Here is a 22,109-nt window from a genome sequence, read left to right on the forward strand (position 1 = left end):
CAGGACTCGCGTCCTGTCCCGGCCCGTCACGGCCCGTCCCGGCCCGCAGGTCCGGTGCGGCGCTCCGCTCAGCGGCGGCCCTTGGCGATGTCGAGCATCTCCTCGCGGGGCACGACCTTGATGCGCTGCCGGCCGTGCGGCTCGCCCAGCGCCTGCTCGTGCGCGTCGAGCAGCGAGAACTCGTCCCAGGTCACGACGTCCACGCCGCGCTCGGACAGGAAGTCCAGGATCTGCTGCGGCTCGCCGTGCGGTGCGGTGCGGCCCCCGTCGAGGTCGCCCTGCTCGTCGCCGTCCCCCGGGGCCCCGGTGACGTCCTCGACGAGGTGGCGGACCGTCTCCGAGGCGTCGGACTTGGTGTGACCGATGAGGCCCACCGGGCCACGCTTGATCCAGCCGGTGGTGTAGACGCCCGGCAGGTGCTCGCCGTCGAGGTCGACGACGCGGCCCTCACGGTTGGAGATGACGCCCTTGAGGTCGTCGAACGGGATCTCGGGCAGCGGGGACCCGAAGTAGCCGACCGCGCGGTAGACGGCCTGGACCGGCCAGTCGTGCAGCTCGCCGGTGCCCTTCACGGTGCCGTCGCCCTGCAGCGCGGTGCGCTCGGTACGCAGACCGACGACCTTGCCGTCGGCGCCGAGCACCTCGGACGGGGCCTGCAGGAAGTGCAGGTGGATCCGGCGCGACGCCGTCTGCTGCGACGGGTCGACCAGCGTCCAGTCCGTGAGCGTCTTGACGACCTGCTTGGTCTGGTTGGTCGCCTCGATGGCAGCCATCGAGCCCTCGTCGAAGTCGAAGTCCTCGGGGTAGACGACGACGTCGACGTCGGGCACGTGCCCGAGCTCGCGCAGCTCCAGCGGGGAGAACTTCACCTGGGCGGGACCGCGCCGGGCGAACACGTGCACGTCCGTGACCGGGGAGGCCTCGAGCCCCGCCTGGACGTTGGCCGGGATCTCGGTGGGCAGCAGGTCCTGCGGGTGCTTGGCCAGGATGCGCGCCACGTCGAGCGCGACGTTGCCGGCGCCGAGGACGGCGACCTGCTGAGCCTCCAGGGGCCAGGTGCGCGGCACGTCGGGGTGCCCGTCGAACCAGGAGACGAAGTCGGCGGCGCCGTAGGAGCCGTCCAGGTCGATGCCCGGGATCGGCAGCTCGGCGTCCTTGATGGCACCCGTGGAGAAGACCACGGCGTCGTAGTACTGGCGCAGGTCCTCGAGCTTGAGGTCCACGCCGTAGTTGACGTTCGCCAGCAGCCGGACGTCACCCTTGCTCAGGACCTTGTGCAGGGCGGTGACGATGCCCTTGATCCGCGGGTGGTCGGGGGCGACGCCGTAGCGCACCAGGCCGAAGGGCGCGGGCAGACGCTCGAAGAGGTCGATGCTGACGTCGAGGTCGGTCTTGGACAGGATGTCCGCGGCGTAGATGCCCGCGGGTCCTGCGCCGACGATCGCGACGCGCAGAGGTCGGGAGCTGCTCACTGCGAGGTACGCCTTCCGGATCGGGGCTTGCGTGGAGTTCGATTCTAGGAGGTTCCACCCGGTCGCAGGTGAGGGTTACCTCACTCCCGGGGCCTCGGCGACTCCAGGATGCCACATTCGTCTCGGGACCTGAACAGGCGATCTCACGATGCGGTCGCCCGGCGTTCGGGGTGTGACACCGGCCCGCACCCCGCCCCCCGCACCCCGCCCCGCGCACGGCCGCCGCGGGCGCGGCCTGCGTCAGCGCGCCAACCGCTCCACCACGGCCCCGTACAGACCCGGCGCCCGCGCGGCGGCCGGCACGACGGCCCGGCGCACCGGCGAGGTCGCGGCGGACACCAGCCCGGCCGTCAGCCACCGGTCGTCGCGCGTCAGGGCCCGCCACGCCCGCTCGTACGTGCCGCCGTCGTCCAGGTGCGCGACGGCGGCCCGTGCCTGGGCGAACCCGACCCGCAGGCCCTCACCCGTGAGCGCGTCGACGTACCCCGAGGCGTCCCCCACCAGCCGCACCCGCCCACGGGCCCGCGCCGTCGTGCGCACGCGCAGCGGCCCGGCCCCGCGCACGGGGCCGTCCGGCGCCACGCCGGCCAGACGTGCGGCGAGCTCGGGGATCGTGGCGAGCTCGCCGTCGACGTCCGTCCCGGGCGGGCCGAGCAGCGCGACACCCACCAGGTCGGGACCCACCGGGGTCACGTACGCCTCGGCGCGCGGACCCCAGTGCACCTCGACCAGGTCGGACCACGGAGCCACGCGGTAGTGGCGCCGCAGCCCGAACCGGCGCCGGCGCCCCGGACGCCGTCCGCCGGCAGGACGGGCGGGTGCCTCGAGCCCGAGCTCCCGGCGGACCCGGGAGTGCAGGCCGTCGCACCCCAGCAACCAGGCGGCCCGCACGCCGCCGGCGGTCACGCCGTCGTCGTCCTGCACGACGGCGCCCGCCCGCCGGGCCAGCACCGTGACGCCCGCCTCGAGCGCCGCGGCGTGCAGGGCGGCATGCAGGGCGGTGCGCCGCACCCCGCGCCCGGGGCCGTCGGCGAACCGGTGGTCGGCCACGCGCCCGTCCTGGCGGTAGGAGATGCCGGCCAGGTCCCACCCGGGCGGGTCGACGCCGAGGCGCCGGACGGCGGCCAGCGTGCCCGGCATGAGGCCCTCGCCGCAGGCCTTGTCGACCGGCGGCGTGCGCGGTTCGAGGACGACGACGTCGTGCCCGGCCCGCCGTGCCTCGATCGCGGCCGCGAGGCCGACCGGGCCGCCACCGACGACCAGCACGCCGACGTCGGCCATCAGCGCGGACCGGGGCCCGGGGGCGCCGTCGCGAGCCGGAGCGCGCGCTCCTCGGCCGGGATGCGGAACCCGAGCAGCAGCCACGCGTCGAGGACCGTGAACGCGACCGCGGTGATCCACGCCGAGTGCACCAGCGGCAGGGCGAACCCCTCGACCACGACGGCGACGTAGTTGGGGTGCGGGATCCACCGGTAGGGCCCCCGGCGCACCAGCGGCAGGCCCGGCACCACGATGACCCGCGTGTTCCACCGCGGCCCGAGCGTGGCGATGCACCACCAGCGCAGCGCCTGGCTCGCGACGACCAGGGCGAGCATCGGCCAGCCGAGCCACGGCAGGAACGGGCGGTCCAGGGCCACCACCTCGACCACGCAGGCCACCAGCAGCCCCGTGTGCAGGACCACCATCGGACCGAAGTGCCCGCGGCCGGACTCGATGCCGCCGCGGTCGAACGACCAGCGCGCGTGACGCGCCGAGACGATCAGCTCCGCCAGCCGCTCGAGTCCTGTCGCCAGCACGAGGGCGGCGTAGAGGGCGACGCTCATTCCTCACCCCGCAGCAGCACCAGCTCGGTCGCCACGCCAGGACCGAACGCCATGAGGACCGCCCACTCCCCCGGCGCCGGGCGCCCGGCGTCCAGCGTCGCGGCCAGCACGTGGAGCACGGACGACGACGACAGGTTGCCCTCGTCGGCGAGCACGTCCCGGGTGCGGGCGACGGCGGCCTCGGGCAGGTCGAGGGCGTCGCGGACGGCGTCGACGATCTTCGGACCGCCGGCGTGCACCACCCAGGTGCCGACGTCCCCGACCGTCAGGTCGTGCGCGGCGAGCAGGTCCTTGACGTCCCCGGCCAGGTGCGCGCGCAGCAGCGCGGGCACCTCGGGCGAGAGCATGATCGCGAAGCCGGTGTCGCGCACGTGCCAGCCGAGGTCGGTGGCCGTGCCGGGGTAGAGGCGGCTGCGGGTGCCGACCACGCGGGGCCGGGGCGGGGCGAGCGCGGCGGCGCGCGGCGCGGCGAGCGCGGCGGCGCGCGGCGCGGCGAGCGCGGCGGCGCGCGGCGCGGCGACACCGTCACCGCCCACGACGACGGCGCTCGCCCCGTCGCCGAACAGCCCGGAGGCGACGAGGTTGGCCACCGATGCGTCGTCGCGCTGGAACGTCAGGGAGCAGAGCTCGACCGAGACGAGCAGGGCGTGCCGGCCCGGATGGCCGGCGAGGTACTCGTGCGCGTGGGCCAGCCCGGCGGCGCCGCCCGCGCAGCCCAGGCCGAACGAGGGCATGCGCCGCACGTCCTCGCGCAGCCCCAGCCGGGACACGAGCGCCGCGTCGATCGACGGCGCCCCGATACCGGTGACGGACGTGAAGAGCAGCAGGTCGACGTCGGACGCCTCGATCCCGGCGTCCGCGAGCGCCCGGCGGGACGCCTGCTCGGCCAGGTCCGCCCCGCGGTCCAGGAAGTGGCCGTTGGCGGCGCCGAAGGAGATCGGGTCCGCGTACGCCTCGATCGGCAGCACGAGGTGCCGCCGCCGGACCCCCGCGGCAGCCTGCAGCCGGTGCGCCAGCAGGCGGCGGGGCCCGGACGTGGTGAGCATCGGCACGATGACCTCGGAGATCTCGTGCTGCGGGTAGGCGTCGGTCGGCAGGACGGGGGCGACGGCCAGCACACGCGACATGTCTCGCATCGTGGCACCGGGGAGCCGACGACGCGCGGCAAGGCCCCGAGCGTGCCTGCTGCACGGGCCCCGGGCGACGCCGGGCACTACGTTCGCGTCATGGCCGGACTCGGGACCCAGGTGCGCGGGATGCTGGCGTCGACCCATCCCGCGCCGGCCGCGGTGGTGACGCTGTTCGCCGGCGTGCTGGCGTTCGCGGTGCTGCCGTCCGTCGGGCGCGCGCTGCTGGTGACGGCCGCGGTCGGGGCCGGTCAGCTCTCCATCGGATGGAGCAACGACTGGCTGGACGCGGACCGCGACCGCCGCGTCGGCCGGACGGACAAGCCGGCCGTGCGCGGCGTCGTCGCCCCCGAGCAGCTCCGGACGGCCGCCCTGCTGGCCGTGGTGGGGTGTGCGGTCCTGTCCTTCGCGGCCGGGTGGGTCGCCGGGGCCCTGCACCTGGTGGCGGTCGCGAGCGGCTGGGCCTACAACCTGGGGCTGAAGTCGACGGTGTGGTCCTGGGTGCCCTACGCGGTGACGTTCGGGCTGCTGCCCGCGTTCGTCGTCGCCGGCGGCGGCGACGGGCGGGTCGTCGCCGGGTGGGCCGTGGCCGCCGCGGCGCTGCTCGGCGTCGGCGCCCACGTGGCCAACGTCCTGCCCGACCTCGAGGACGACGACGCCACCGGCGTGCGGGGCATGCCGCACCGGCTCGGCCGCCGTGCGGGCAGCGTCGTCGCGCCGCTCCTGCTGGCCTCCGGGTGCGTGGTCACCCTGGCGGGGCCACCGGGGGCACCGACCGTCGCGGCGTCGGTCCTCACCGGGGCCGCCTGCCTGCTGGCGGCGGCGGCCGGCGTCGTGGGCGTGCTCCGTCCGCGCAGCAGAGCACCCTTCGGGCTCAGCATGGCGGTCGCCGCGCTGTGCGTCGTCGAGGTGGCGCTGGCCGCGGGCGCCGTCGCGGTGTGAGGCCGCGCGGAGGACGTGGTCCCTCAGCCGTCACCCCGGGTGAGCCGCCGCGCGACCAGCCCGAGGCCGAGGAGCACGGCACCGAAGACGACGAAGAACACCCCGCCGCCCGCGCCCGAGGAGGCACCGTCGGCGTCCGCGACCCCGATCGACTCGACCCCCGGCCCCTCGCACGTCACCGTGCCGAGCATCGGGTCGAGGGCGGCCACCCGGGTCCAGGTCCCTCCGTCCGGGGCCTCGCGGACCGCGGAGCCGGCGGCGTCCGGCGCTCCGTCGACGTCGATCGACGCGTCGTCGGACACGCAGGTCATCGACCCCACGTCCACGCTGCCGGGAGCGGCCCAGAGCACCTGGGACTCGTCCAGGCCGAACACCTGCAACGCTTCGCCGGCGGCGACCTGGTCGGACGGCTCGAACGGACGCCCAGCCTCGGCCTGCGCCGACCACGGGCCCACGCCCGCCCACACGAGCACGCCGACGAGCACGATCAGCGGTGCGGCGACGAGAGCGATCCGGGAGAAGAGACGGACCGACGCCCGGCGGTTCTCCCGGGTGTGGGGTCCGCTCACGGCACCGACACCGCCTCGGGCACCCGGTGGGCACCGTCCTCGGCATCCGGAGCCACGACGACGGCGCCCGTCATCCGACCACAGGGATGTCGGTCAGGCGGAACGGCTCCGCGCCGAGGTTGTGGTTGAGCTGGACGGTGATCGTCTCGGCGTCCCCGACGCCGGGGTACACCGCGGTGAAGGTGACCGTCTCGCCGCCGTCGACCCGGCGCAGCGTGTCGAGCTCGCCCAGGGGGTTCCAGACCTCGGTCCCCGCGTCCTCGCGGACCCGGTAGTCGTACGGGTAGACGGCCGAGGAGCCGGACAGGACGGTCAGGCCCAGCATGTTCCTCGGGACCGTGACGTCGTCCCCGCGGTACGACCAGTAGCCGGCGAGGTTGCCCGGGCCGAACCCCGAGTCGACCTCGTCGTCCTCCGCCGTCACCTGCAGGTCGAGGACCAGCGACCCGTCCACCCGCCGGGCCTCCGGCGCGGTGAACCGCCAGGTGCGGACACCGCTCTCGATCACGACGCCCTCCGCGCCGGTCCCGACCGGGCCGTCCTCGAACGGGGGGAGCTTACCCTGGTCCGACACCTCCGTGCTGGTGGTCACCTCGGAGACGAGCGTCAGCTCGACCCGCCGGTTCAGCTGCCGGTTCGCGTCCGACGTGTTGGCGACCAACGGTTCGCTCTCCCCCTCGCCGGAGGCCTCCAGCGGATGGTCCGCCGTGTCGAGACGGTCGCCGAGGGCCTCGGTGACGGCGTCGGCGCGACGCTGCGACAGCTTCTGGTTGGACGCGGCGTCACCGACGTCGTCGGTGTGCCCGACCACCGACACGGTGCCCGGAGCACGGCCCTGGATCCGCCGGGCCGCAGCGTCGATCGCCTGCTGGGCGTCCGGACGCAGCGTGGCCGACGACGAGTCGAACAGGACGTCGCCGCCCAGGTTGACCGTGACCTCCTCGGTGGACTCCAGCACCGTGACCGCCCCGTCCAGCTCAGCGGTGAACGACTCCAGCGGGAGGACCGGCGCCTCCGCCACGTCGGTGGCGTCCGTGACCTCGAGCGGCCCGTCCTCCGGCTCCTCGGCCGTGGGGAGGGTCGGTGCGGGCACCTCGCCGTCCACCACGGGGACCTCGTCCAGGTAGCCGCCGGGCAGCAGCACGCCCATCGACGTCACCGAGGGCGAGGGAGCGGCATAGACGCGCTGCACCCGGAGCCCGTCGCTGCCCAGGCTGAGCAGACTCTCGCCCGCGCCCACCGGGTCGCCCTGGGCGTCCAGACCCAGGAGGTAGACCTGCTTCGACGCCAGGTCGGTCAGGCGGACGCCCCCACCCTCGACGGGCTGGTCCGCCACCTCTCCCCGGAACAGGTCGCCGATGAGGAGGTCCTCGGCGTCGGTGGTCAGGTCCATCGTCAGGACCACGTGGTCGCCCGAGCGGACCAGAGGGTGGACCGCCGCCTCCAGCTCGCCACCAGCTGCGACGAGGTCGAGCGTCTCAGCAGGGGTCGACAGGTCGGGAGCAGGAGTGCTGGGGCTCGAATCCGTGACGGCGGGTGCCGGGCCGGCGGTCTCCGTCCGGGAGTCGTCGCACGCCCCCGTCAGGCCGACCACGCACACCAGCATGACCGCCGACGGCCACCGTCCGGGACGGGGACGACGGTCCCTGACCATGACCGTCACTCGTCCGAACCATCCCACGGGCGGATTGTCGACCAGGTCGACGGCCGGTGTCCAGTCACGGGCGCTCACCCGTTCGCCGCCGACGCCGGATGCCTGGTCCGGAGCCCGCGGCGACCAGGTCCGGCCACGTTTCCCGTCCCACGATGAGAACACCCGCTCTCCACCGTCCCCGAGGGGTGAGAACGTTCCTGGCGGCGGTGGACGGAACGGTGGGAGCAGCGCATGGCAGGCCGCAGCACGCGTGTGCGGTGGTTGCCGCGCCTTCGCGACGAGATCGCTCCGCATCGTCGCGCGACCGCCGTCGGGGCCCTTCTCGCCCTCCCCTGGGCGTGGTGGGTCAGCGGGCCGGGGTGGTCCACAGCTGCCCTGCTGGTGGCGACGCTCGGCGCCGTGCCCCTGTTCGTCATCGACGTGCGCACGCACCGCCTGCCGAACGCCCTCACCTACCCGACGACCGCCGTCGTCGGCCTCCTCCTGCTCGCGGCGGGCGCCACGGGCGGCACCTGGGACGCCGTCTCACGATCCCTGCTCGGCGCCCTCGTCCTGGGGGCCGCCTACCTGCTCCTGCACCTGGTCAACCCGTCCGGCCTGGGGTTCGGTGACGTCAAGCTCTCCGTGCTACTGGGGATGCTCTCCGCCTGGTTCGGCTGGCCGGTGCTGTGGGCCACGGCGATGCTGCCGTTCCTGCTCGGCGGGGTCGTGGCACTCGGGCTGCTCGCCGCACGCCGTGCCACGCGCACGACCGCCATCGCCTTCGGCCCCTTCATGCTCGCCGGCACCGCGCTGGCGCTGACGACGGCCCGGCTGCTGGGCTGAACGCTCCTCAGACAGCCCGGTCGGCGAGAGCGGAGGCCAGGTCGGCGAACGCCGTCCGCACCGACCCCTCGGGCAGCGGCTCCAGCTCGGCGGCGGCCTCGCGCGCCCACCGGCCGGCGAGCTCACGCGTCTGCGCGAGCACCGGGTGGTCGCGCAGGTCCGCCACGACGGCGGCCAGCGCGGCGTCGTCGGAGAGATCGCCGTCCAGGCGGGCCAGGAGCTCGACGTCCGACGGCGCGGCCTCGCCCCGCGCGACCCGCCGGCGCAGCAGCAGCACCGGCATCGTGGGCACGTGCTCGCGCAGGTCGGTGCCGGGCGTCTTGCCGGACTCCGACGAGCTGGAGGCGACGTCCAGGACGTCGTCGGCGAGCTGGAACGCCACGCCGACCTTCTCGCCGTACGCGGTCACGGCGTCGACCAGCGCCGGCGGGCATCCGCCGAACATCGCCCCGAGGCGGGCCGACGTCGCCAGGAGCGAGGCCGTCTTGTCGGACAGCACCTGCAGGTAGTGCTCGACGGCGTCCTCGCCCTCGCGCGGTCCGATGGTCTCGTGCAGCTGGCCGAGGCACATCCGCTCGAACGTGCGCGACTGCAGCACGACGGCCTCCGGGCCGAGGCCGGCGACGAGCGCGGAGGCCCGGGCGAAGAGCAGGTCCCCCACCAGGATCGCGACCGTGTTGCCCCACACCGTGTGGGCCGACGGCGCCCCCCGCCGCACGGGCGCGGAGTCCATCACGTCGTCGTGGTAGAGCGAGGCGACCTGCGTCAGCTCGACGACGACGGCGGCGTCGACGAGCCGTGGGTCCGCACCGTCGCCGAGCTCCCCGGCGAGCAGGGTCAGCAGGGGTCGGAACCGCTTACCACCCGCCGCCACGAGATGCCGGCCGGCGTCGTGGGCGAGGGCGTCGGTGGAGGCGACGGCCTCGTCCAGGGTCGCGTCGACCTGAGCCATCCGGCCCGCGAGCCGGTCCGCCAGCTCCGGGTCGTTCAACGGGATGGCGGTCGGCTGGGGCGCGGTCGCTCCGGCCGAGGCGTCGGTTGCACGGGTCACGGTCCGAACCTATCTGCCCGGCCCGCACAGCAGCGAACCGAGCAGCGGGGCGTCACGGCGCGACGGGACGGAACACGGCGGCCTGGCCGACCCAGTCCAGTGCCGGACCGGGGACGATGCCGAGCAGCAGCACGCCGACGGCGCAGACCACGATCGCCACCGTCGCCGGTCCCCGGGAGGACACCACGACGACGGAGGCCCGCGTGAGGACCCGCTGCGTCACGGTGGTGGTCCCGGCCGGTGCGGGGGCGTCGGTCGGCACGTCGGTCGGTACGTCGGTGGGTGCGGAGGCGGCGGACCCGCTGCCGTCCCCGGTCGCCGCCACGTCCTGGCCCGCACCCGCGGAGCCGTCGGCGTCCGCGGCCCCCTCGGCGACGGGCGTGAGCACCATGAGCACGATGAGCCGCACGTAGAAGAAGACCGCCACGGCCGAGGCCAGCACGCCCAGCACGGCCAGCGGCCACGCCCCGGCGTCGACCGCCGCGGAGAACGCGCCGAACTTGGCGATGAACCCCGCCGTCAGCGGGATGCCCGCCATCGACAGCAGGAACAGCGAGAACGCGGCGGCGAGCCAGGGCGAGCGCCGGCCCAGCCCGGCCCACTGCGACAGGTGCGTGGCCTCGCCGAGGACGACGCCGTCGGCGTCCTGCTCACGCACCAGCGTCACGATCGCGAACGCGCCGAGCGTGGCGAGACCGTACGCCAGGACGTAGAAGAGGGACGCGCCGGCGCCCACCTCGGAGAACCCGACGAACGCCACCACCAGGAACCCGGCGTGCGCGATCGAGGAGTAGGCCAGCATCCGCTTGACGTCGGTCTGCACGGCACCGGCGACGGTCCCGATGAGCATCGTGAGGATCGCGACGGCCCACAACCCCGCCTCGAGGTCCCGGCGCAGCGGCTCGTCGAGTCCCGCCGCGAGCGTGAAGACGACGCGGATCAGCGCACCGACGGCGGCTGCCTTGACGCAGGCCGCCATGAACCCCGTGATCGGGGTGGGGGCGCCCTGGTAGACGTCCGGGGTCCAGGTGTGGAGCGGGGCGGCGCCGATCTTGAACAGCAGCCCCACGGTGACCAGCAGCACGCCCGCGACCACCAGGGCGGGCATGTCCTGCAGGACGGTGCTGTCGGGGTGCTGGAGCACGTACACGACCGACTCCAGGCTCACCGACGCGGAGAACCCGTAGATCAGCGCGATGCCGAAGAGCATCAGCGCGCTGGCGAACGAGCCGAGCAGGAAGTACTTGAAGGCCGCCTCCTGGCTGAGCAGCCGACGGCGGCGGGCCGTCGCGCACAGCACGTACAGCGGCAGGGACAGCACCTCGAGAGCGATGAACAGCACGATGAGGTTGTCGGTGGCCGGGAACAGCAGCATCCCGCCCGTGGCGAAGAGCATCAGCGGGTAGATCTCGGTCTGCTGCAGCCCCGCCTCGCGGGCGGCGTCCTCGTACGCCGTGCCGGGCACCGCCGCCGCGGTGGGCGCGAACGCGTCCTGGCCGGTGCGCGTGCGGTCGGCGACGACCAGCACCCCCAGCAGGGCGAGCAGCGCCACCACGGCCTGGATGCCCAGCGTGAACGGGGTGAGCAGGAAGGTGCCGTCGACGACGAAGGCGAACCCGTCGGTGGTCACGGTGTCCCACAGCAGCGCTACCGCGACCAGGGAACCGACCAGGGCGCCCAGCGTGAGGACGAGCTGGGTGGTGCGGCGGGCGCGCTCGGGGACGAACGCCTCGACCAGCACGCCGAGGGCACCCGCCGCGAGCACGACCAGGACCGGGCTCAGGATGCCCCAGTCGATCTCCGGTGCGACGAACTCGTTCACTGCTCGCTCCCCTCCTCAGCTCCGAGCACGGGTTCCGGGTCGGTGGCTCCGACGAGCTCGACGGAGACCTTCCCCGGCTCGCGCACGTAGTCCAGCGCAGGCCCCGGCACCAGCCCGAGCACCACCAGCGCGGCCACCAGCACGCCGGCGACCACCTTCTCCCGCGCACCGAGGTCCGTGGCGGTGGCGATCTCCGCCCGCACGTCGCCCGTGAACATGCGCTGATAGGTCAGCAGCACGTAGACGGCGGCGAGCACGACGGCCGGTACCGCGACGACCGCCGCGGCCGGCCAGCGGCCGAACGACCCCAGGAACACCATGATCTCCGAGACGAACGTCGCCAGGCCCGGCAGCGCCAGGGCGGACAGACCCGCCACGAGGAAGGTGCCGCCGAGCACCGGCGCGACCTTGCGCATGCCGCCGTAGTCGGCGATCTGCTGGCTGCGCCGGGGGTGGCGCGCGATCGCGAACCCGGCGATCAGGAACAGCGCCCCGGTCGAGATCCCGTGGTTGAGCATCATCAGGCTCGACCCCGAGACGCCCAGCGAGGTGAAGGTGAAGATGCCCAGGATGATGAACCCGAAGTGCGACACCGAGGTGTAGCCGATCAGCCGCAGCACGTCGGTCTGCCCGATGGCCAGGATCGCCCCGTACAGGATCGAGATCACGGCCAGCACCACGACGAACGGCGCCGCCCAGCGGCTCGCGTCCGGGAAGAGCGGCAGGCACAGCGTCAGCATCCCGAAGGTGCCGACCTTGTCCAGGACGCAGATGAGCAGCGTCGAGGTGCCCGGCGTCGCGTTCTGCGTGACGTCCGGCAACCAGGTGTGCACCGGGAACATCGGCGCCTTGATCGCGAACGCGAGGAAGAAGGCGCTGAACATCAGTCGTTCGGCCGTCGGGTCGAGGGGCGTGGCGGCGAGATTCGCCGTGAGATTCTCCGTGAGGAACGCGTCCTGCGGCCGCAGGCCCGTCGCGGCGTCGACCGGGACCTGCAGGTACAGCGCGATCACCGCCGCCAGCATCACGAGCCCGCCGGCCAGGGAGAAGATGAGGAACTTCACCGCGGCGTACCGTCGCTGCCCACCCTGGCCGAACCCGCCGATCAGGAAGTAGGCCGGGATCAGCATCGCCTCGAAGACGACGTAGAACAGGAAGACGTCGCGCGCCGTGAAGACCAGCACCATGAAGCTGAGCAGCACCAGCACGGTCGCCAGGTAGCGGCGCAGCCGGACGTGGTCGCCGCCCTGCTCGTGCCAGGCGGCGAGGATCACCAGCGGCACCAGCCCGACGCTGAGCCCGACCAGCAGCAGCGCCACGCCGTCGACCCCGAGCGCGTAGCTCGCGCCGAGGGCCGGGATCCAGGAGTACGTCTCGGTGAGCTGGTGCGTACCCGCGGCCCCGGTGTCGAAGGCGAGGAACGTCCCCACCAGCAGGACCACCTCGACCAGCGCACCCACCAGGGCCACCGTGCGCGCGGAGCCGGCGCGGAACGCCCCGCCGCCGCTGGCCGGGCCCGAGGCCGGGCGACCCCGCCCGACGCCCGTCAGCACCGTGGCCAGCGCCGCGACCAGCGGCCAGACCACCAGTGCCGTCAGCCAGGGAAATGTCGACATCGTCATCCCTTCCACGCCCTCAGCTCGCCGTGCCCGACACGAGCCAGATCACCAGCACGACGACGCCGAGACCACCGAGCGTCATCGCCGCGTACTGCCGCACGTACCCCGACTGCAGGCCCCGCAGGACACCGCCGAGCCGGCCGATGCCTCCCGCCAGGCCCAGCCACCCGGCGTCCACCGCCGTGCGGTCGGCGAACACCAGCGACCGGGTCAGCATGGCGCCGGGCAGCATGACGAGCGTCTCGTTGACGTCGTCCTGGTGCAGGTCCACCCGGGCCGCCCGGACCACGGCCGGTGCCGGCGGCGGCGTCGTCGGCACGCTGCGGGTGGCGAACTGCCACAGGGCCAGTGCCGCGCCGACGACCACGAGCGTCAGCGTGAGCGTCATGATCAGCCAGATCGGCAGCACCGGCTCGTGGTGCTCGGCGTGGCCCGTGACCGGCTCGAGCCACGTCACGAAGCGGTCCCCGGCGTTGAGCACGAACCCGAGCCCTGCCGAGCCGATCGCCAGGACGATCATGGGCAGGGTCATCAGCCACGGCGACTCGTGCGGGTGCCGCTCGACCAGGTCGTCCGTGGCGCGTCCGGCCTCGCTGGTCCACCGGCGCCGGCCCATGAACGTCATCGCGAACAGCCGCGACATGTAGTAGGCGGTGACACCCGCACCGACCAGCGCCGCCGTGCCGAACACCCAGGGCTGCCACCCCGAGCCCACGAACGCCGACTCGATGATCTTGTCCTTGGAGTAGAAGCCGGAGAAGGGCGGCACGCCGAGGATCGCCAGCCAACCCAGCCCCATCGTGATCGCGGTGATCGGCAGCACCCGGGCCAGGCCCCCGAAGCGGCGCATGTTCACGTCGTCGTCCATGCCGTGCATGACCGACCCGGCCCCCAGGAACAGCCCCGCCTTGAAGAAGCCGTGGGTGAGCAGGTGGAAGATCGCGAACGCGTACCCGACCGGCCCCAGCCCGGCGGCCAGCATCATGTAGCCGATCTGCGACATCGTGGAGGCGGCCAGCGTCTTCTTGATGTCGTCCTTCGCGCAGCCCACGATCGCCCCGAACAGCAGCGTGAGCGTCCCGACGATCGCGACGACGAGCTGGGCGTCGGGAGCGACCTCGAGGATCGGCCCCGACCGCACCAGCAGGTAGACGCCCGCCGTGACCATCGTGGCGGCGTGGATGAGGGCCGAGACCGGCGTCGGACCGGCCATCGCGTCCCCAAGCCACGCCTGCAGCGGCAGCTGGGCCGACTTGCCGCACGCCGCCAGCAGCAGCATCAGGCCGATCGCCGTCGTCGTGCCCTGGCCGGCGTCCCCCGCCGCGCCGAGCACGTCGCCGACGTCGAGCGTGCCGAACGTGGCGACCATGATCATCATCGCCACGATGAGCCCCATGTCACCGACGCGGTTCATCACGAACGCCTTCTTGCCGGCCACGGCGTTCGGCAGGTGGTGGTCCCAGAACCCGATGAGCAGGAACGAGGCGAGACCCACGCCCTCCCAGCCGACGAACAGCAGCAGGTAGGAGTCCGCGAGGACCAGCAGCAGCATCGCGGCGACGAACAGGTTGAGGTAGGCGAAGAACCGGCGACGGTCGCGGTCGTGGGACATGTAGGCCACCGAGTACAGGTGGATCAGCGACCCGACGAACGTGATCAGCATGACGAAGGTCATCGACAGGGGGTCCACCCGGAACCCCAGGTCGACCGTCAGCCCGCCGGCGTCGAGCCAGGTGCCGACCGTCTGCGTGCCGAGGCGTTCCTCGGCCGGCACGTCGAGCATCGCGAGCAGGACCACCAGGCCGATCACGAACGTCGCCGTCGAGGCGAGCACCCCGAGCCAGTGTCCCCACCGGTCGCTGAGGCGTCCGACCAGGAGCAGCAGCGCGGCACCGATCAACGGCGTGGCCACCAGCCACGGGACGAGGGAGAGAGTCTGCGTCGTCATCGAAGTCGTCGGCCCCTCAGCTCTTGAGCAGGTTGGCGTCGTCGACCGAGGCCGACCGGCGGGCACGGAAGATCGTCACGATGATCGCCAGGCCGACCACGACCTCCGCGGCGGCCACCACCATGACGAAGAACGCGAGGACCTGTCCGGTGATGTCACCGTGCATCCGGGCGAAGGTCACCAGCGCGAGGTTCGTGGCGTTGAGCATCAGCTCGACCCCCATGAACACCACGATCGCGTTGCGCCGCAGCAGCACCGTCGTCGCCCCGAGCGCGAACAGGATCACCGCGAGGTAGAGGTAGTTGGTCAGCTCCATCAGTGCCCCTCCTCCTCGGAGCCGTCCGCGCGGGAGGCGGGTGCACCGCGCTCCGGCCCGGGCGGCTCGTGCTCGACGAGCGTCTCCTCCGCGGTGAGCAGCTCGACGGCCGACCGCTCCTGGCCACGGATCCGCAGCACGCGCGAGACCGAGTGCTCCAGCGGGCGGCCCTGCGGGTCGAGCGCCGGGGCGTCCATCGCGTTGTGCTGGGCGTAGACGCCGGGCGCGGGCAGCGGGGTCAGCGTGCGGCCCTGCGGCAGCGCGGCCACCTTCGCCTCGGCCAGCGCCCGCTGCGTCGGCTTGCGGCCCAGCCGGCGCCGGTGGGTCAGCACCAGGCCGGCGAGCGCCGCGGTGACCAGCAGGATGCCGACCACCTCCATCGCGACCACGTAGTGCTCGAACAGCACGCGCGCGAGCGCCACGGGGTTGGTGACGGCGTTGGCCTCGGCGAGGCCCACGGGCTCGCGGAACGTGGCGCTCGCCACGACCGCGCACAGCACGGCGCCGAGCCCCAGGCCGAGCAGGACGCCGATCCAGCGCTGGCCCCGGATGGTCTCGGTCAGGGAGTCCGCGGAGTCGACCCCCACGAGCATGAGCACGAACAGGAACAGCATCATCACGGCGCCCGTGTAGACGACCACCTGCACGATGCCGAGGAACGGCGCCTCCTGGGCGACGTAGAGCACGGCCAGCCCGATCATGACGAACACGACGCACACCGCGGCGTGCACGGCCCGGCGGACCACGAGCAGCCCGGCCGCGGCGATCACCATGAGGGGGGCCAGCGCCCAGAACAGGACGGCCTCCCCGCCGGAGACGGTCATGGGCGGGCCTCCTCGGTCTGCACGGGCCGGGTGTCGACGCTGGACCGCGTCGCCGCGGCCTTCTCGGCGACGGCGCGGTCCTGGTCGGGTCGCAGCCGGTGCTGCTCCGGCGTGGGCGGCGGGGCGTCCCCGGCGACGACGGCGGCCGCGGCGTCCAGCGTCGGGTCGTCCGGACGCCGCTCGCGGACCCAGTCGACCTGGGCGGCCGTCGGGGCCGTGACCTCGCCGCGGTAGTACTCCGTGTCCGTCGTGCCCTCGACCATGGGGTGGGGGCCGGCGAGCATCCCCTCGGCCAGCGGGGCGAGGATGTCCTGCTTCTCGTAGATCATCCCGGCACGGGTGGGGCCGGCGATCTCGAAGTCGTTGCTCATCGTCAGCGCCCGCGTCGGGCAGGCCTCGATGCACAGCCCGCAGAAGATGCAGCGCAGGTAGTTGATCTGGTAGACGCTGCCGTACCGCTCACCGGGGCTGACGTGCGCCTCGGGCTCCCCCTCGACGGCGTCGGCGTTGTCCGACCCCTCGACGTAGATGGCGTCGGCCGGGCACGCCCAGGCGCACAGCTCGCACCCGATGCACTTCTCCAGCCCGTCGGCGTAGCGGTTGAGCTGGTGGCGTCCGTGGAACCGGTGCTGCGGCGGGGTCTTGCGACGCGGGTACTGCTCGGTGACGGTCGGCTTGAACATCGAGGCGAACGTCACCCCGAACCCGGCCACGGGCGCGAACAGCTCGCCCACCGGCCCCTTCGTGGGCCGCAGCGGCTCGTAGGGCTTGTCGGTCATCGCGTCTCCTCGTCGTCGACGGCGGTCGCGGTGGGATCGGGGGCGCCGGACGGATCGCCCCCCGCCGTGCCGGTGGCGACGACGGTGCGTCGTGCGCGCGGCGACGGCGGCAGCGCCTGGCCGGGCAGGGGTGGCACGGGGTAGCCGCCGGCAAAGGCGTCGAACTCCGCCGCTTCCTCCCCGCCGGCGCCGTCGACCGCCCGCCCCGGCGGCTTGCGCTCGGGCCAGAACCAGAGCACGGCGAGCACGACGGCGACGACGACCAGGATCCCGACGATCATCTGGGTGCGGGTGATGCCCGACTGCCCGGCCCACTGGAAGGAGCCCAGGACCACGACCCAGCCCAGCGCGAACGGGATGAGGACCTTCCACCCGAGGATCATGAACTGGTCGTAGCGCAGGCGCAGGAGCGTGCCGCGCACCCACACGAAGAAGAACATCAGCAGCCACACCTTGGCCAGGAACCACAGCAGCGGCCACCAGCCCGTGTTGAGCACGCCGTCACCGATGAGGGACAACGGCCACGGGGCGCGCCATCCGCCCAGGAACAGCGTGGTGGCCACGGCCGAGACGTTGATCATGGCGATGTACTCCGCCAGGAAGAACCAGGCGAACTTCATCGAGGAGTACTCGGTCATGTACCCGGAGACGAGCTCGCCCTCGGCCTCGGGCAGGTCGAACGGCAGGCGGTTGGTCTCCCCCACCATCGAGACGATGTAGATGACGAACGCCGGAGCCAGGGGGACGAACCACCAGAGGCTCGTCTGCGAGTCGACGATGGTCGAGGTCGACATCGACCCCGCCATGATGAACACGCTGACCAGGGACAGCCCCATCGCCAGCTCGTAGCTGATGACCTGGGCCGTGGAGCGCACCGCGCCGAGCAGCGGGTACGTCGAGCCGGAGGACCAGCCGCCCAGCACGATCCCGTAGACGCCGATGGACGCGCACGCCAGCACGTACAGCACCGCGACGGGGAAGTCGGTCAGCTGCAGCGGGGTGGAGAAGTCGGTGAACGGGATGGTCACGTTCGGCCCGAACGGGATGACGGCGAAGACCAGCAGCGCGCACAGCACCGAGATCATCGGCGCCAGGAGGTAGATCCGACGGTCGGCGTTCGTGACCGTCATGTCCTCCTTGAGCAGCAGCTTCATCGCGTCGCCGAGGGACTGCAGCAGGCCGAAGGGCCCGTGCCAGTTCGGCCCGGGCCGCAGCTGCATGCGGGCCACGACCTTGCGCTCGAACCAGATCGCCACCAGCACGCTCGTCAGCAGGAAGACGATGACGAGCACGGCCTTGACCAGCGTCACCCAGATGGTGTCCATGCTGAAGTCGGCCGCGACACCGGGGATCATGCGTCGACTCCCTTCTCGGCCGGGGTCACCCGGACCGGGTCGCCGGGACTCACGCCGAGCGCGTCGTGCACGCGGCACCCGCGGGAGGCCATCGGCAGCCACACCACGTGGTCGACCATCTCCGTGATGGCCACCGGCAGCGTGATCTCGCCGCGGTCCGTGGACACGGTGACCCGGTCGCCGTCGAACACGTCGAAGCCCGCGGCCGTGACCGCGCTCATCCGGGCGACCGGCGTCTTGGCGGTGCCGGCGAGGAACGGCTCGCCGTCCTGCATCCGGCCCTCGTCGAGCAGCAGGCGCCAGCTCGCCAGCACCGCGGTGCCGGTCGGCACCGACGGCGGGTCGGCGGTCGTGCCCTGGGGCGCCGGGGCGCGGTCCCCCCGCCACGGGCCCAGCGCACCGATCGCCCGGTGCGCCTGGAGGGGTTCCATGGCGCCGAGGTCGACGCCGAGGCGGGCGGCCAGCGCGTCCAGGACCCGGTGGTCCGGCAGCGCGGAGGAGTCGAGGGCCGGCCCGAAGGCCCGTACCCGGCCCTCCCAGTTCCAGTACGACCCGGCCCGCTCGGCCGGCGGGGCCACGGGGAGCACCACGTCGGCCAGGTCGGTGACCTCGGAGGCGCGCACCTCGAGCGAGACGACGAACCCGGCCGCGGCCAGCGCCCGGCGGGCGTGGTCCGGGTCCGGCAGGTCGGCGAGCTCGACCCCGCCGACCAGGGCCCCGGAGAGCTGGCCGACGCTCAGGGCGTCGAGGATGCCGGAGGTGTCGAGGCCGGGCGCCTGCGGCAGGTCGCCCTCGGCGACACCCCAGGCGGCGGCGACCTCGGCACGCGCCGCGGGGTCGGTCAGGGGACGTCCGCCGGGCAGCAGACCGGGCAGCAGACCCGCCTCGAGCCCGCCGCGCTCCCCGGCGCGACGCGGGATCCAGGCCAGCCGGGCCCCCGTCGCCCCGGCGAGCCGCAGCGCCGCGGCGCAGGCACCCGGGGAGCCGGCCAGCCGCTCCCCCACCAGCAGGACCGCGCCGTCCTGCGAGAGCGTCCCGGTGACGTCCTCGAGGGTGGACCGGTCGGCGTCCGCCGGCACCAGGTCACCCGCGGCCTGGGCGGCCAACGTGCCCAGCCACTCCGCCTCCGTGCCCGGTGCGGCCGGGAGCAGCGTGCCGTCCAGCCGGGCGAGCCCGCGGGTCGCGAACGGCGCCACCGAGAACACGCGGGTCCCCGACCGGACGCCCTTGCGCAGCCGCAGGAACGTCACCCCGGCCTCCTCCTCGGCCTCCAGGCCGACGAGCAGGACCGCGGGCGCGGCCTCGAGGTCGGAGAAGGTCACCCCGACGCCGGAGCCTGCCACCGCGTGCGCCAGCAGGTCGGCCTCCTCGACCGAGTGCACCCGGGCGCGCTGGTCGACGTCGTCGGTGTGCAGCGCCGTGCGGGCGAACCGGGACCAGGCGAAGGCGTCCTCCACCGTGAGCCGGCCTCCCGGCAGCACGCCCACACCGCCGTCGGAGGCGGCGGCGGCCAGCCCGCGGGCGGCGACCTCGAGCGCCTCGGCCCAGGACGCCACCCGCAGCTCGCCGTCGGAACGCACCAACGGTGTCGTCAGCCGGTCCGGAGCGGTCTGCCAGGTGAACGCGAACCGGTCCTTGTCGGTGATCCACTCCTCGTTGACCACCGGGTCGTTCCCCGACAGCCGGCGCATCACCTTGCCGCGCCGGTGGTCGATCCGGATCGCCGACCCGCACGCGTCGTGCTCGGAGATCCCCGGGGTCGAGACGAGGTCGAACGGGCGCGAGCGGAAGCGGTAGCGCGCACCGGTCAGGGCACCGACCGGGCAGATCTGCACGGTGTTGCCGGAGAAGTACGAGGCGAACGGCTGCCCGGAGGCGTCGGGCAGGGCGACGCCCTGCGGGATGTCGACCGGACCGGGAGCCCGGGCCGGGACGGGGTCGGCGACGGCGGAGTCCCCGTGCGTCCGCGACACCTCGGACGCGGCCGCCGCCGCACCCCGGGGCGGGGCGAAGTCGAGGATCTCCTCGTCGAACCGCCCGATCTGCTGGTCGGGTCCGCGTTCCTGGAGGTCGATGAACACGTCGCCGGCGATCTCCTCGGAGAACCGGGTGCACCGCTGGCACAGCACGCAGCGCTCCCGGTCCAGCAGGATCTGCGAGGACACCTCGATGGGCTTGGGGAAGGTCCGCTTGACGTCGGCGAACCGGGTGTCGCCCCGGCCGTTGGACATGGCCTGGTTCTGCAGGGGGCACTCGCCGCCCTTGTCGCACACCGGGCAGTCCAACGGGTGGTTCATGAGCAGCAGCTCCATGACCCCCTGCTGCGCCTTGTCCGCGACCGCCGAGGTGTGCTGGGTCCGCACCACCATGCCCGGGGTGACCGTCATGGTGCAGGACGCCTGCGGCTTCGGCATCGGGCGCAGGTTGCCCTCCCGGTCCGGCATCGAGACCTCGACCAGGCACTGGCGGCAGGCCCCGGCCGGCTCCAGCAGCGGGTGGTCGCAGAACCGCGGGATCTCGATGCCGACCCGCTCGGCCGCGCGGATCACGAGGGTGCCCTTCGGGACGGTGACCTCGACGTCGTCGATCGTGCAGGTCACCGTCTCCACCGGGGAGTCGGTCGGCTTGTCCGTGGTGGCGGTCATCAGTGGCCTCCCGCGCCCGCGAGCGCCGGCGGCGCCTGGGGCGTGTCGTCGAACAGGGTGGACCGGGCCGGGTCGAACGGGCATCCTCGCCCGTCGAGGTGCGCCTCGTACTCGTCCCGGAAGTACTCGATGCTCGACGTGATGGGCGACGTCGCGCCGTCCCCCAGCGCGCAGAACGCGCGGCCCAGGATGTTGTCGCACAGGTCGAGCAGCAGGTCGATGTCCGGGCCGGCGCCGTCGCCCGCCTCGATGCGGTGCAGGACCTGCTTGAGCCAGTAGGTGCCCTCGCGGCAGGGGGTGCACTTGCCGCAGGACTCGTGGGCGTAGAAGTCGGTCCACCGGCTCACGGCCCGGACCACGCAGGTGGTCTCGTCGAAGATCTGCAGCGCCCGCGTGCCGAGCATCGAGCCGGCGGCGCCGACGGACTCGTAGTCCAGCGGCACGTCCAGGTGCTCGGCGGTGAAGATCGGCGTCGACGAGCCGCCCGGGGTCCAGAACTTCAGCTCGTGTCCCTCGCGGACCCCGCCGGCCAGGTCGAGCAGCTCGCGCAGCGTGATCCCGAGCGGCGCCTCGAACTGGCCCGGCCGGGTGACGTGCCCGGACAACGAGAACAGCCCGTGGCCCTGCGACTTCTCGGTGCCCATCGAGGCGAACCAGTCGGCGCCGTTGACGACGATGCCCGGCACCGACGCGATGGACTCGACGTTGTTGACGACCGTCGGCCGCGAGTACAGCCCGGCGACCGCGGGGAACGGCGGCTTGAGCCGCGGCTGACCGCGCCGTCCCTCCAGCGAGTCGAGCAGCGCCGTCTCCTCGCCGCAGATGTACGCCCCGGCGCCGGCGTGCACGGTGACCTCGAGGTCGTAGCCGGACCCGTGGATGTCGGTGCCCAGGTGCCCGGCCTCGTACGCCTCGCGGACCGCGGCCAGCAGCCGGCGGTAGACGTGCAGCACCTCGCCGCGCACGTAGATGAAGGCGTGGTGGCAGCCGATGGCGTAGCTGGTGATCGCGACACCCTCGATCAGGTGCTGGGGGCTGGCGAGCATCAGGGGGATGTCCTTGCAGGTGCCCGGCTCGGACTCGTCGGCGTTCACCACCAGGTAGCGCGGGCCGCCGTCGGGCGCGGGCAGGAAGCCCCACTTCATGCCCGTGGGGAACCCGGCGCCGCCACGTCCCCGCAGGCCGGAGTCCTTGACGAGCTGGACCAGGTCGGCCGGGTCCTGCCGCAGGGCGGACCGCAGCCCGGCGTAGCCGCCGGCGGCCTCGTACGTGGCGAGCTTCCAGGAGTCCTCGGCGTCCCAGGTCGCGGTGAGCACCGGGGTGAGCAGGTCGGTCATC

Annotated in this window: 18 protein-coding genes; 2 read left to right on the forward strand and 16 right to left on the reverse strand. The window is 73.5% G+C overall.

The genetic code is table 11. From position 1 onward, the window contains the following. Positions 1-68: 68 nt before the first annotated feature. From ACIQLL_RS01125 to ACIQLL_RS01140, 4 genes are all read right to left on the reverse strand, one after another. Positions 69-1,472 carry an FAD-dependent oxidoreductase gene (locus ACIQLL_RS01125; RefSeq protein ID WP_402462063.1) on the reverse strand — a complete coding sequence of 468 codons (1,404 nt, stop codon included), beginning with the start codon at positions 1,470-1,472 and terminating at the stop codon, positions 69-71. Between the two features lie 240 nt (positions 1,473-1,712). Continuing rightward, entirely contained in the window at positions 1,713-2,753 is a 1,041-nt protein-coding gene (locus tag ACIQLL_RS01130; RefSeq protein WP_402462065.1) for an NAD(P)/FAD-dependent oxidoreductase, read from the reverse strand. Then, the gene (locus tag ACIQLL_RS01135; RefSeq protein WP_402462068.1) at positions 2,753-3,295 is read right to left on the reverse strand and encodes an isoprenylcysteine carboxyl methyltransferase family protein; all 543 of its coding nucleotides are present in this window, start codon (positions 3,293-3,295) and stop codon (positions 2,753-2,755) included. Before ACIQLL_RS01135 ends, ACIQLL_RS01130 begins: the two co-directional genes overlap by 1 nt. Beyond that, entirely contained in the window at positions 3,292-4,422 is a 1,131-nt protein-coding gene (locus tag ACIQLL_RS01140) for a type III polyketide synthase (RefSeq protein ID WP_402462070.1), read from the reverse strand. The genes ACIQLL_RS01135 and ACIQLL_RS01140 overlap by 4 nt, the downstream gene beginning before the upstream one ends. A gap of 99 nt (positions 4,423-4,521) precedes the next feature. On the opposite strand from ACIQLL_RS01140, the gene ACIQLL_RS01145 reads away from it, so the two are divergent. Continuing rightward, positions 4,522-5,364 (forward strand): UbiA family prenyltransferase, encoded by an 843-nt coding sequence (locus ACIQLL_RS01145; protein ID WP_402462072.1) that lies wholly within the window; start codon positions 4,522-4,524, stop codon positions 5,362-5,364. A gap of 23 nt (positions 5,365-5,387) precedes the next feature. On the opposite strand, the gene ACIQLL_RS01150 is transcribed toward ACIQLL_RS01145, so the two are convergent. Further along, the gene (locus ACIQLL_RS01150) at positions 5,388-5,933 is read right to left on the reverse strand and encodes a hypothetical protein (RefSeq protein ID WP_402462074.1); all 546 of its coding nucleotides are present in this window, start codon (positions 5,931-5,933) and stop codon (positions 5,388-5,390) included. Between the two features lie 70 nt (positions 5,934-6,003). Continuing rightward, complete coding sequence (locus ACIQLL_RS01155) at positions 6,004-7,527, reverse strand: OmpA family protein (RefSeq protein ID WP_402462077.1); 1,524 nt, start codon at positions 7,525-7,527, stop codon at positions 6,004-6,006. Positions 7,528-7,986: 459 nt separating this feature from the next. On the opposite strand from ACIQLL_RS01155, the gene ACIQLL_RS01160 reads away from it, so the two are divergent. Beyond that, positions 7,987-8,412, forward strand: a complete 426-nt coding sequence (locus tag ACIQLL_RS01160) for a prepilin peptidase (protein ID WP_402462079.1) — start codon at positions 7,987-7,989, stop codon at positions 8,410-8,412. Positions 8,413-8,419: 7 nt separating this feature from the next. On the opposite strand, the gene ACIQLL_RS01165 is transcribed toward ACIQLL_RS01160, so the two are convergent. Genes ACIQLL_RS01165 through nuoF form a run of 10 tightly spaced genes read right to left on the reverse strand, consistent with a single transcriptional unit; the run spans position 8,420 to position 22,108 of the window. Then, on the reverse strand, positions 8,420-9,463 hold the full coding sequence (locus tag ACIQLL_RS01165) for a polyprenyl synthetase family protein (protein WP_402462082.1): 1,044 nt from the start codon (positions 9,461-9,463) through the stop codon (positions 8,420-8,422). Positions 9,464-9,515: 52 nt separating this feature from the next. Further along, the gene (gene nuoN / locus ACIQLL_RS01170; RefSeq protein ID WP_402462085.1) at positions 9,516-11,285 is read right to left on the reverse strand and encodes an NADH-quinone oxidoreductase subunit NuoN; all 1,770 of its coding nucleotides are present in this window, start codon (positions 11,283-11,285) and stop codon (positions 9,516-9,518) included. Next, positions 11,282-12,907, reverse strand: a complete 1,626-nt coding sequence (locus ACIQLL_RS01175; protein WP_402464590.1) for an NADH-quinone oxidoreductase subunit M — start codon at positions 12,905-12,907, stop codon at positions 11,282-11,284. The genes nuoN and ACIQLL_RS01175 overlap by 4 nt, the downstream gene beginning before the upstream one ends. Before the next feature lie 13 nt (positions 12,908-12,920). Continuing rightward, the gene (gene nuoL / locus ACIQLL_RS01180) at positions 12,921-14,852 is read right to left on the reverse strand and encodes an NADH-quinone oxidoreductase subunit L (protein ID WP_402462088.1); all 1,932 of its coding nucleotides are present in this window, start codon (positions 14,850-14,852) and stop codon (positions 12,921-12,923) included. 16 nt (positions 14,853-14,868) lie between these two features. Then, positions 14,869-15,168 carry an NADH-quinone oxidoreductase subunit NuoK gene (nuoK, locus tag ACIQLL_RS01185; RefSeq protein WP_402462091.1) on the reverse strand — a complete coding sequence of 100 codons (300 nt, stop codon included), beginning with the start codon at positions 15,166-15,168 and terminating at the stop codon, positions 14,869-14,871. After that, positions 15,168-15,992, reverse strand: coding sequence for an NADH-quinone oxidoreductase subunit J (locus ACIQLL_RS01190; RefSeq protein WP_402462093.1), 825 nt, complete (start codon positions 15,990-15,992; stop codon positions 15,168-15,170). The genes nuoK and ACIQLL_RS01190 overlap by 1 nt, the downstream gene beginning before the upstream one ends. Further along, complete coding sequence (nuoI, locus tag ACIQLL_RS01195) at positions 15,989-16,771, reverse strand: NADH-quinone oxidoreductase subunit NuoI (protein WP_402462095.1); 783 nt, start codon at positions 16,769-16,771, stop codon at positions 15,989-15,991. The genes ACIQLL_RS01190 and nuoI overlap by 4 nt, the downstream gene beginning before the upstream one ends. Then, positions 16,768-18,126, reverse strand: coding sequence for an NADH-quinone oxidoreductase subunit NuoH (gene nuoH, locus ACIQLL_RS01200; protein ID WP_402462098.1), 1,359 nt, complete (start codon positions 18,124-18,126; stop codon positions 16,768-16,770). The genes nuoI and nuoH overlap by 4 nt, the downstream gene beginning before the upstream one ends. Then, positions 18,123-20,771 carry an NADH-quinone oxidoreductase subunit G gene (locus tag ACIQLL_RS01205; protein ID WP_402462101.1) on the reverse strand — a complete coding sequence of 883 codons (2,649 nt, stop codon included), beginning with the start codon at positions 20,769-20,771 and terminating at the stop codon, positions 18,123-18,125. Before ACIQLL_RS01205 ends, nuoH begins: the two co-directional genes overlap by 4 nt. After that, positions 20,771-22,108 carry an NADH-quinone oxidoreductase subunit NuoF gene (gene nuoF / locus ACIQLL_RS01210; RefSeq protein WP_402462104.1) on the reverse strand — a complete coding sequence of 446 codons (1,338 nt, stop codon included), beginning with the start codon at positions 22,106-22,108 and terminating at the stop codon, positions 20,771-20,773. The genes ACIQLL_RS01205 and nuoF overlap by 1 nt, the downstream gene beginning before the upstream one ends. Between the last annotated feature and the right edge of the window lies 1 nt (position 22,109).

This window comes from Isoptericola aurantiacus (genome assembly GCF_044769875.1).
Classification (GTDB): Bacteria; Actinomycetota; Actinomycetes; order Actinomycetales; family Cellulomonadaceae; genus Isoptericola; species Isoptericola aurantiacus.

Excerpts from the sequence above, each read along its gene's own strand:
- ACIQLL_RS01130 (WP_402462065.1), bottom strand. The coding sequence starts at position 2,753 with ATGGCCGACGTCGGCGTGCTGGTCGTCGGTGGCGGCCCGGTCGGCCTC.
- ACIQLL_RS01135 (WP_402462068.1), bottom strand. The coding sequence starts at position 3,295 with ATGAGCGTCGCCCTCTACGCCGCCCTCGTGCTGGCGACAGGACTCGAG.
- ACIQLL_RS01140 (WP_402462070.1), bottom strand. The coding sequence starts at position 4,422 with ATGTCGCGTGTGCTGGCCGTCGCCCCCGTCCTGCCGACCGACGCCTAC.
- ACIQLL_RS01145 (WP_402462072.1), top strand. The coding sequence starts at position 4,522 with ATGGCCGGACTCGGGACCCAGGTGCGCGGGATGCTGGCGTCGACCCAT.
- ACIQLL_RS01175 (WP_402464590.1), bottom strand. The coding sequence starts at position 12,907 with ATGACGATGTCGACATTTCCCTGGCTGACGGCACTGGTGGTCTGGCCG.
- nuoL (WP_402462088.1), bottom strand. The coding sequence starts at position 14,852 with ATGACGACGCAGACTCTCTCCCTCGTCCCGTGGCTGGTGGCCACGCCG.
- nuoK (WP_402462091.1), bottom strand. The coding sequence starts at position 15,168 with ATGGAGCTGACCAACTACCTCTACCTCGCGGTGATCCTGTTCGCGCTC.
- ACIQLL_RS01190 (WP_402462093.1), bottom strand. The coding sequence starts at position 15,992 with ATGACCGTCTCCGGCGGGGAGGCCGTCCTGTTCTGGGCGCTGGCCCCC.
- nuoI (WP_402462095.1), bottom strand. The coding sequence starts at position 16,771 with ATGACCGACAAGCCCTACGAGCCGCTGCGGCCCACGAAGGGGCCGGTG.
- nuoH (WP_402462098.1), bottom strand. The coding sequence starts at position 18,126 with ATGATCCCCGGTGTCGCGGCCGACTTCAGCATGGACACCATCTGGGTG.
- ACIQLL_RS01205 (WP_402462101.1), bottom strand. The coding sequence starts at position 20,771 with ATGACCGCCACCACGGACAAGCCGACCGACTCCCCGGTGGAGACGGTG.
- nuoF (WP_402462104.1), bottom strand. The coding sequence starts at position 22,108 with ATGACCGACCTGCTCACCCCGGTGCTCACCGCGACCTGGGACGCCGAG.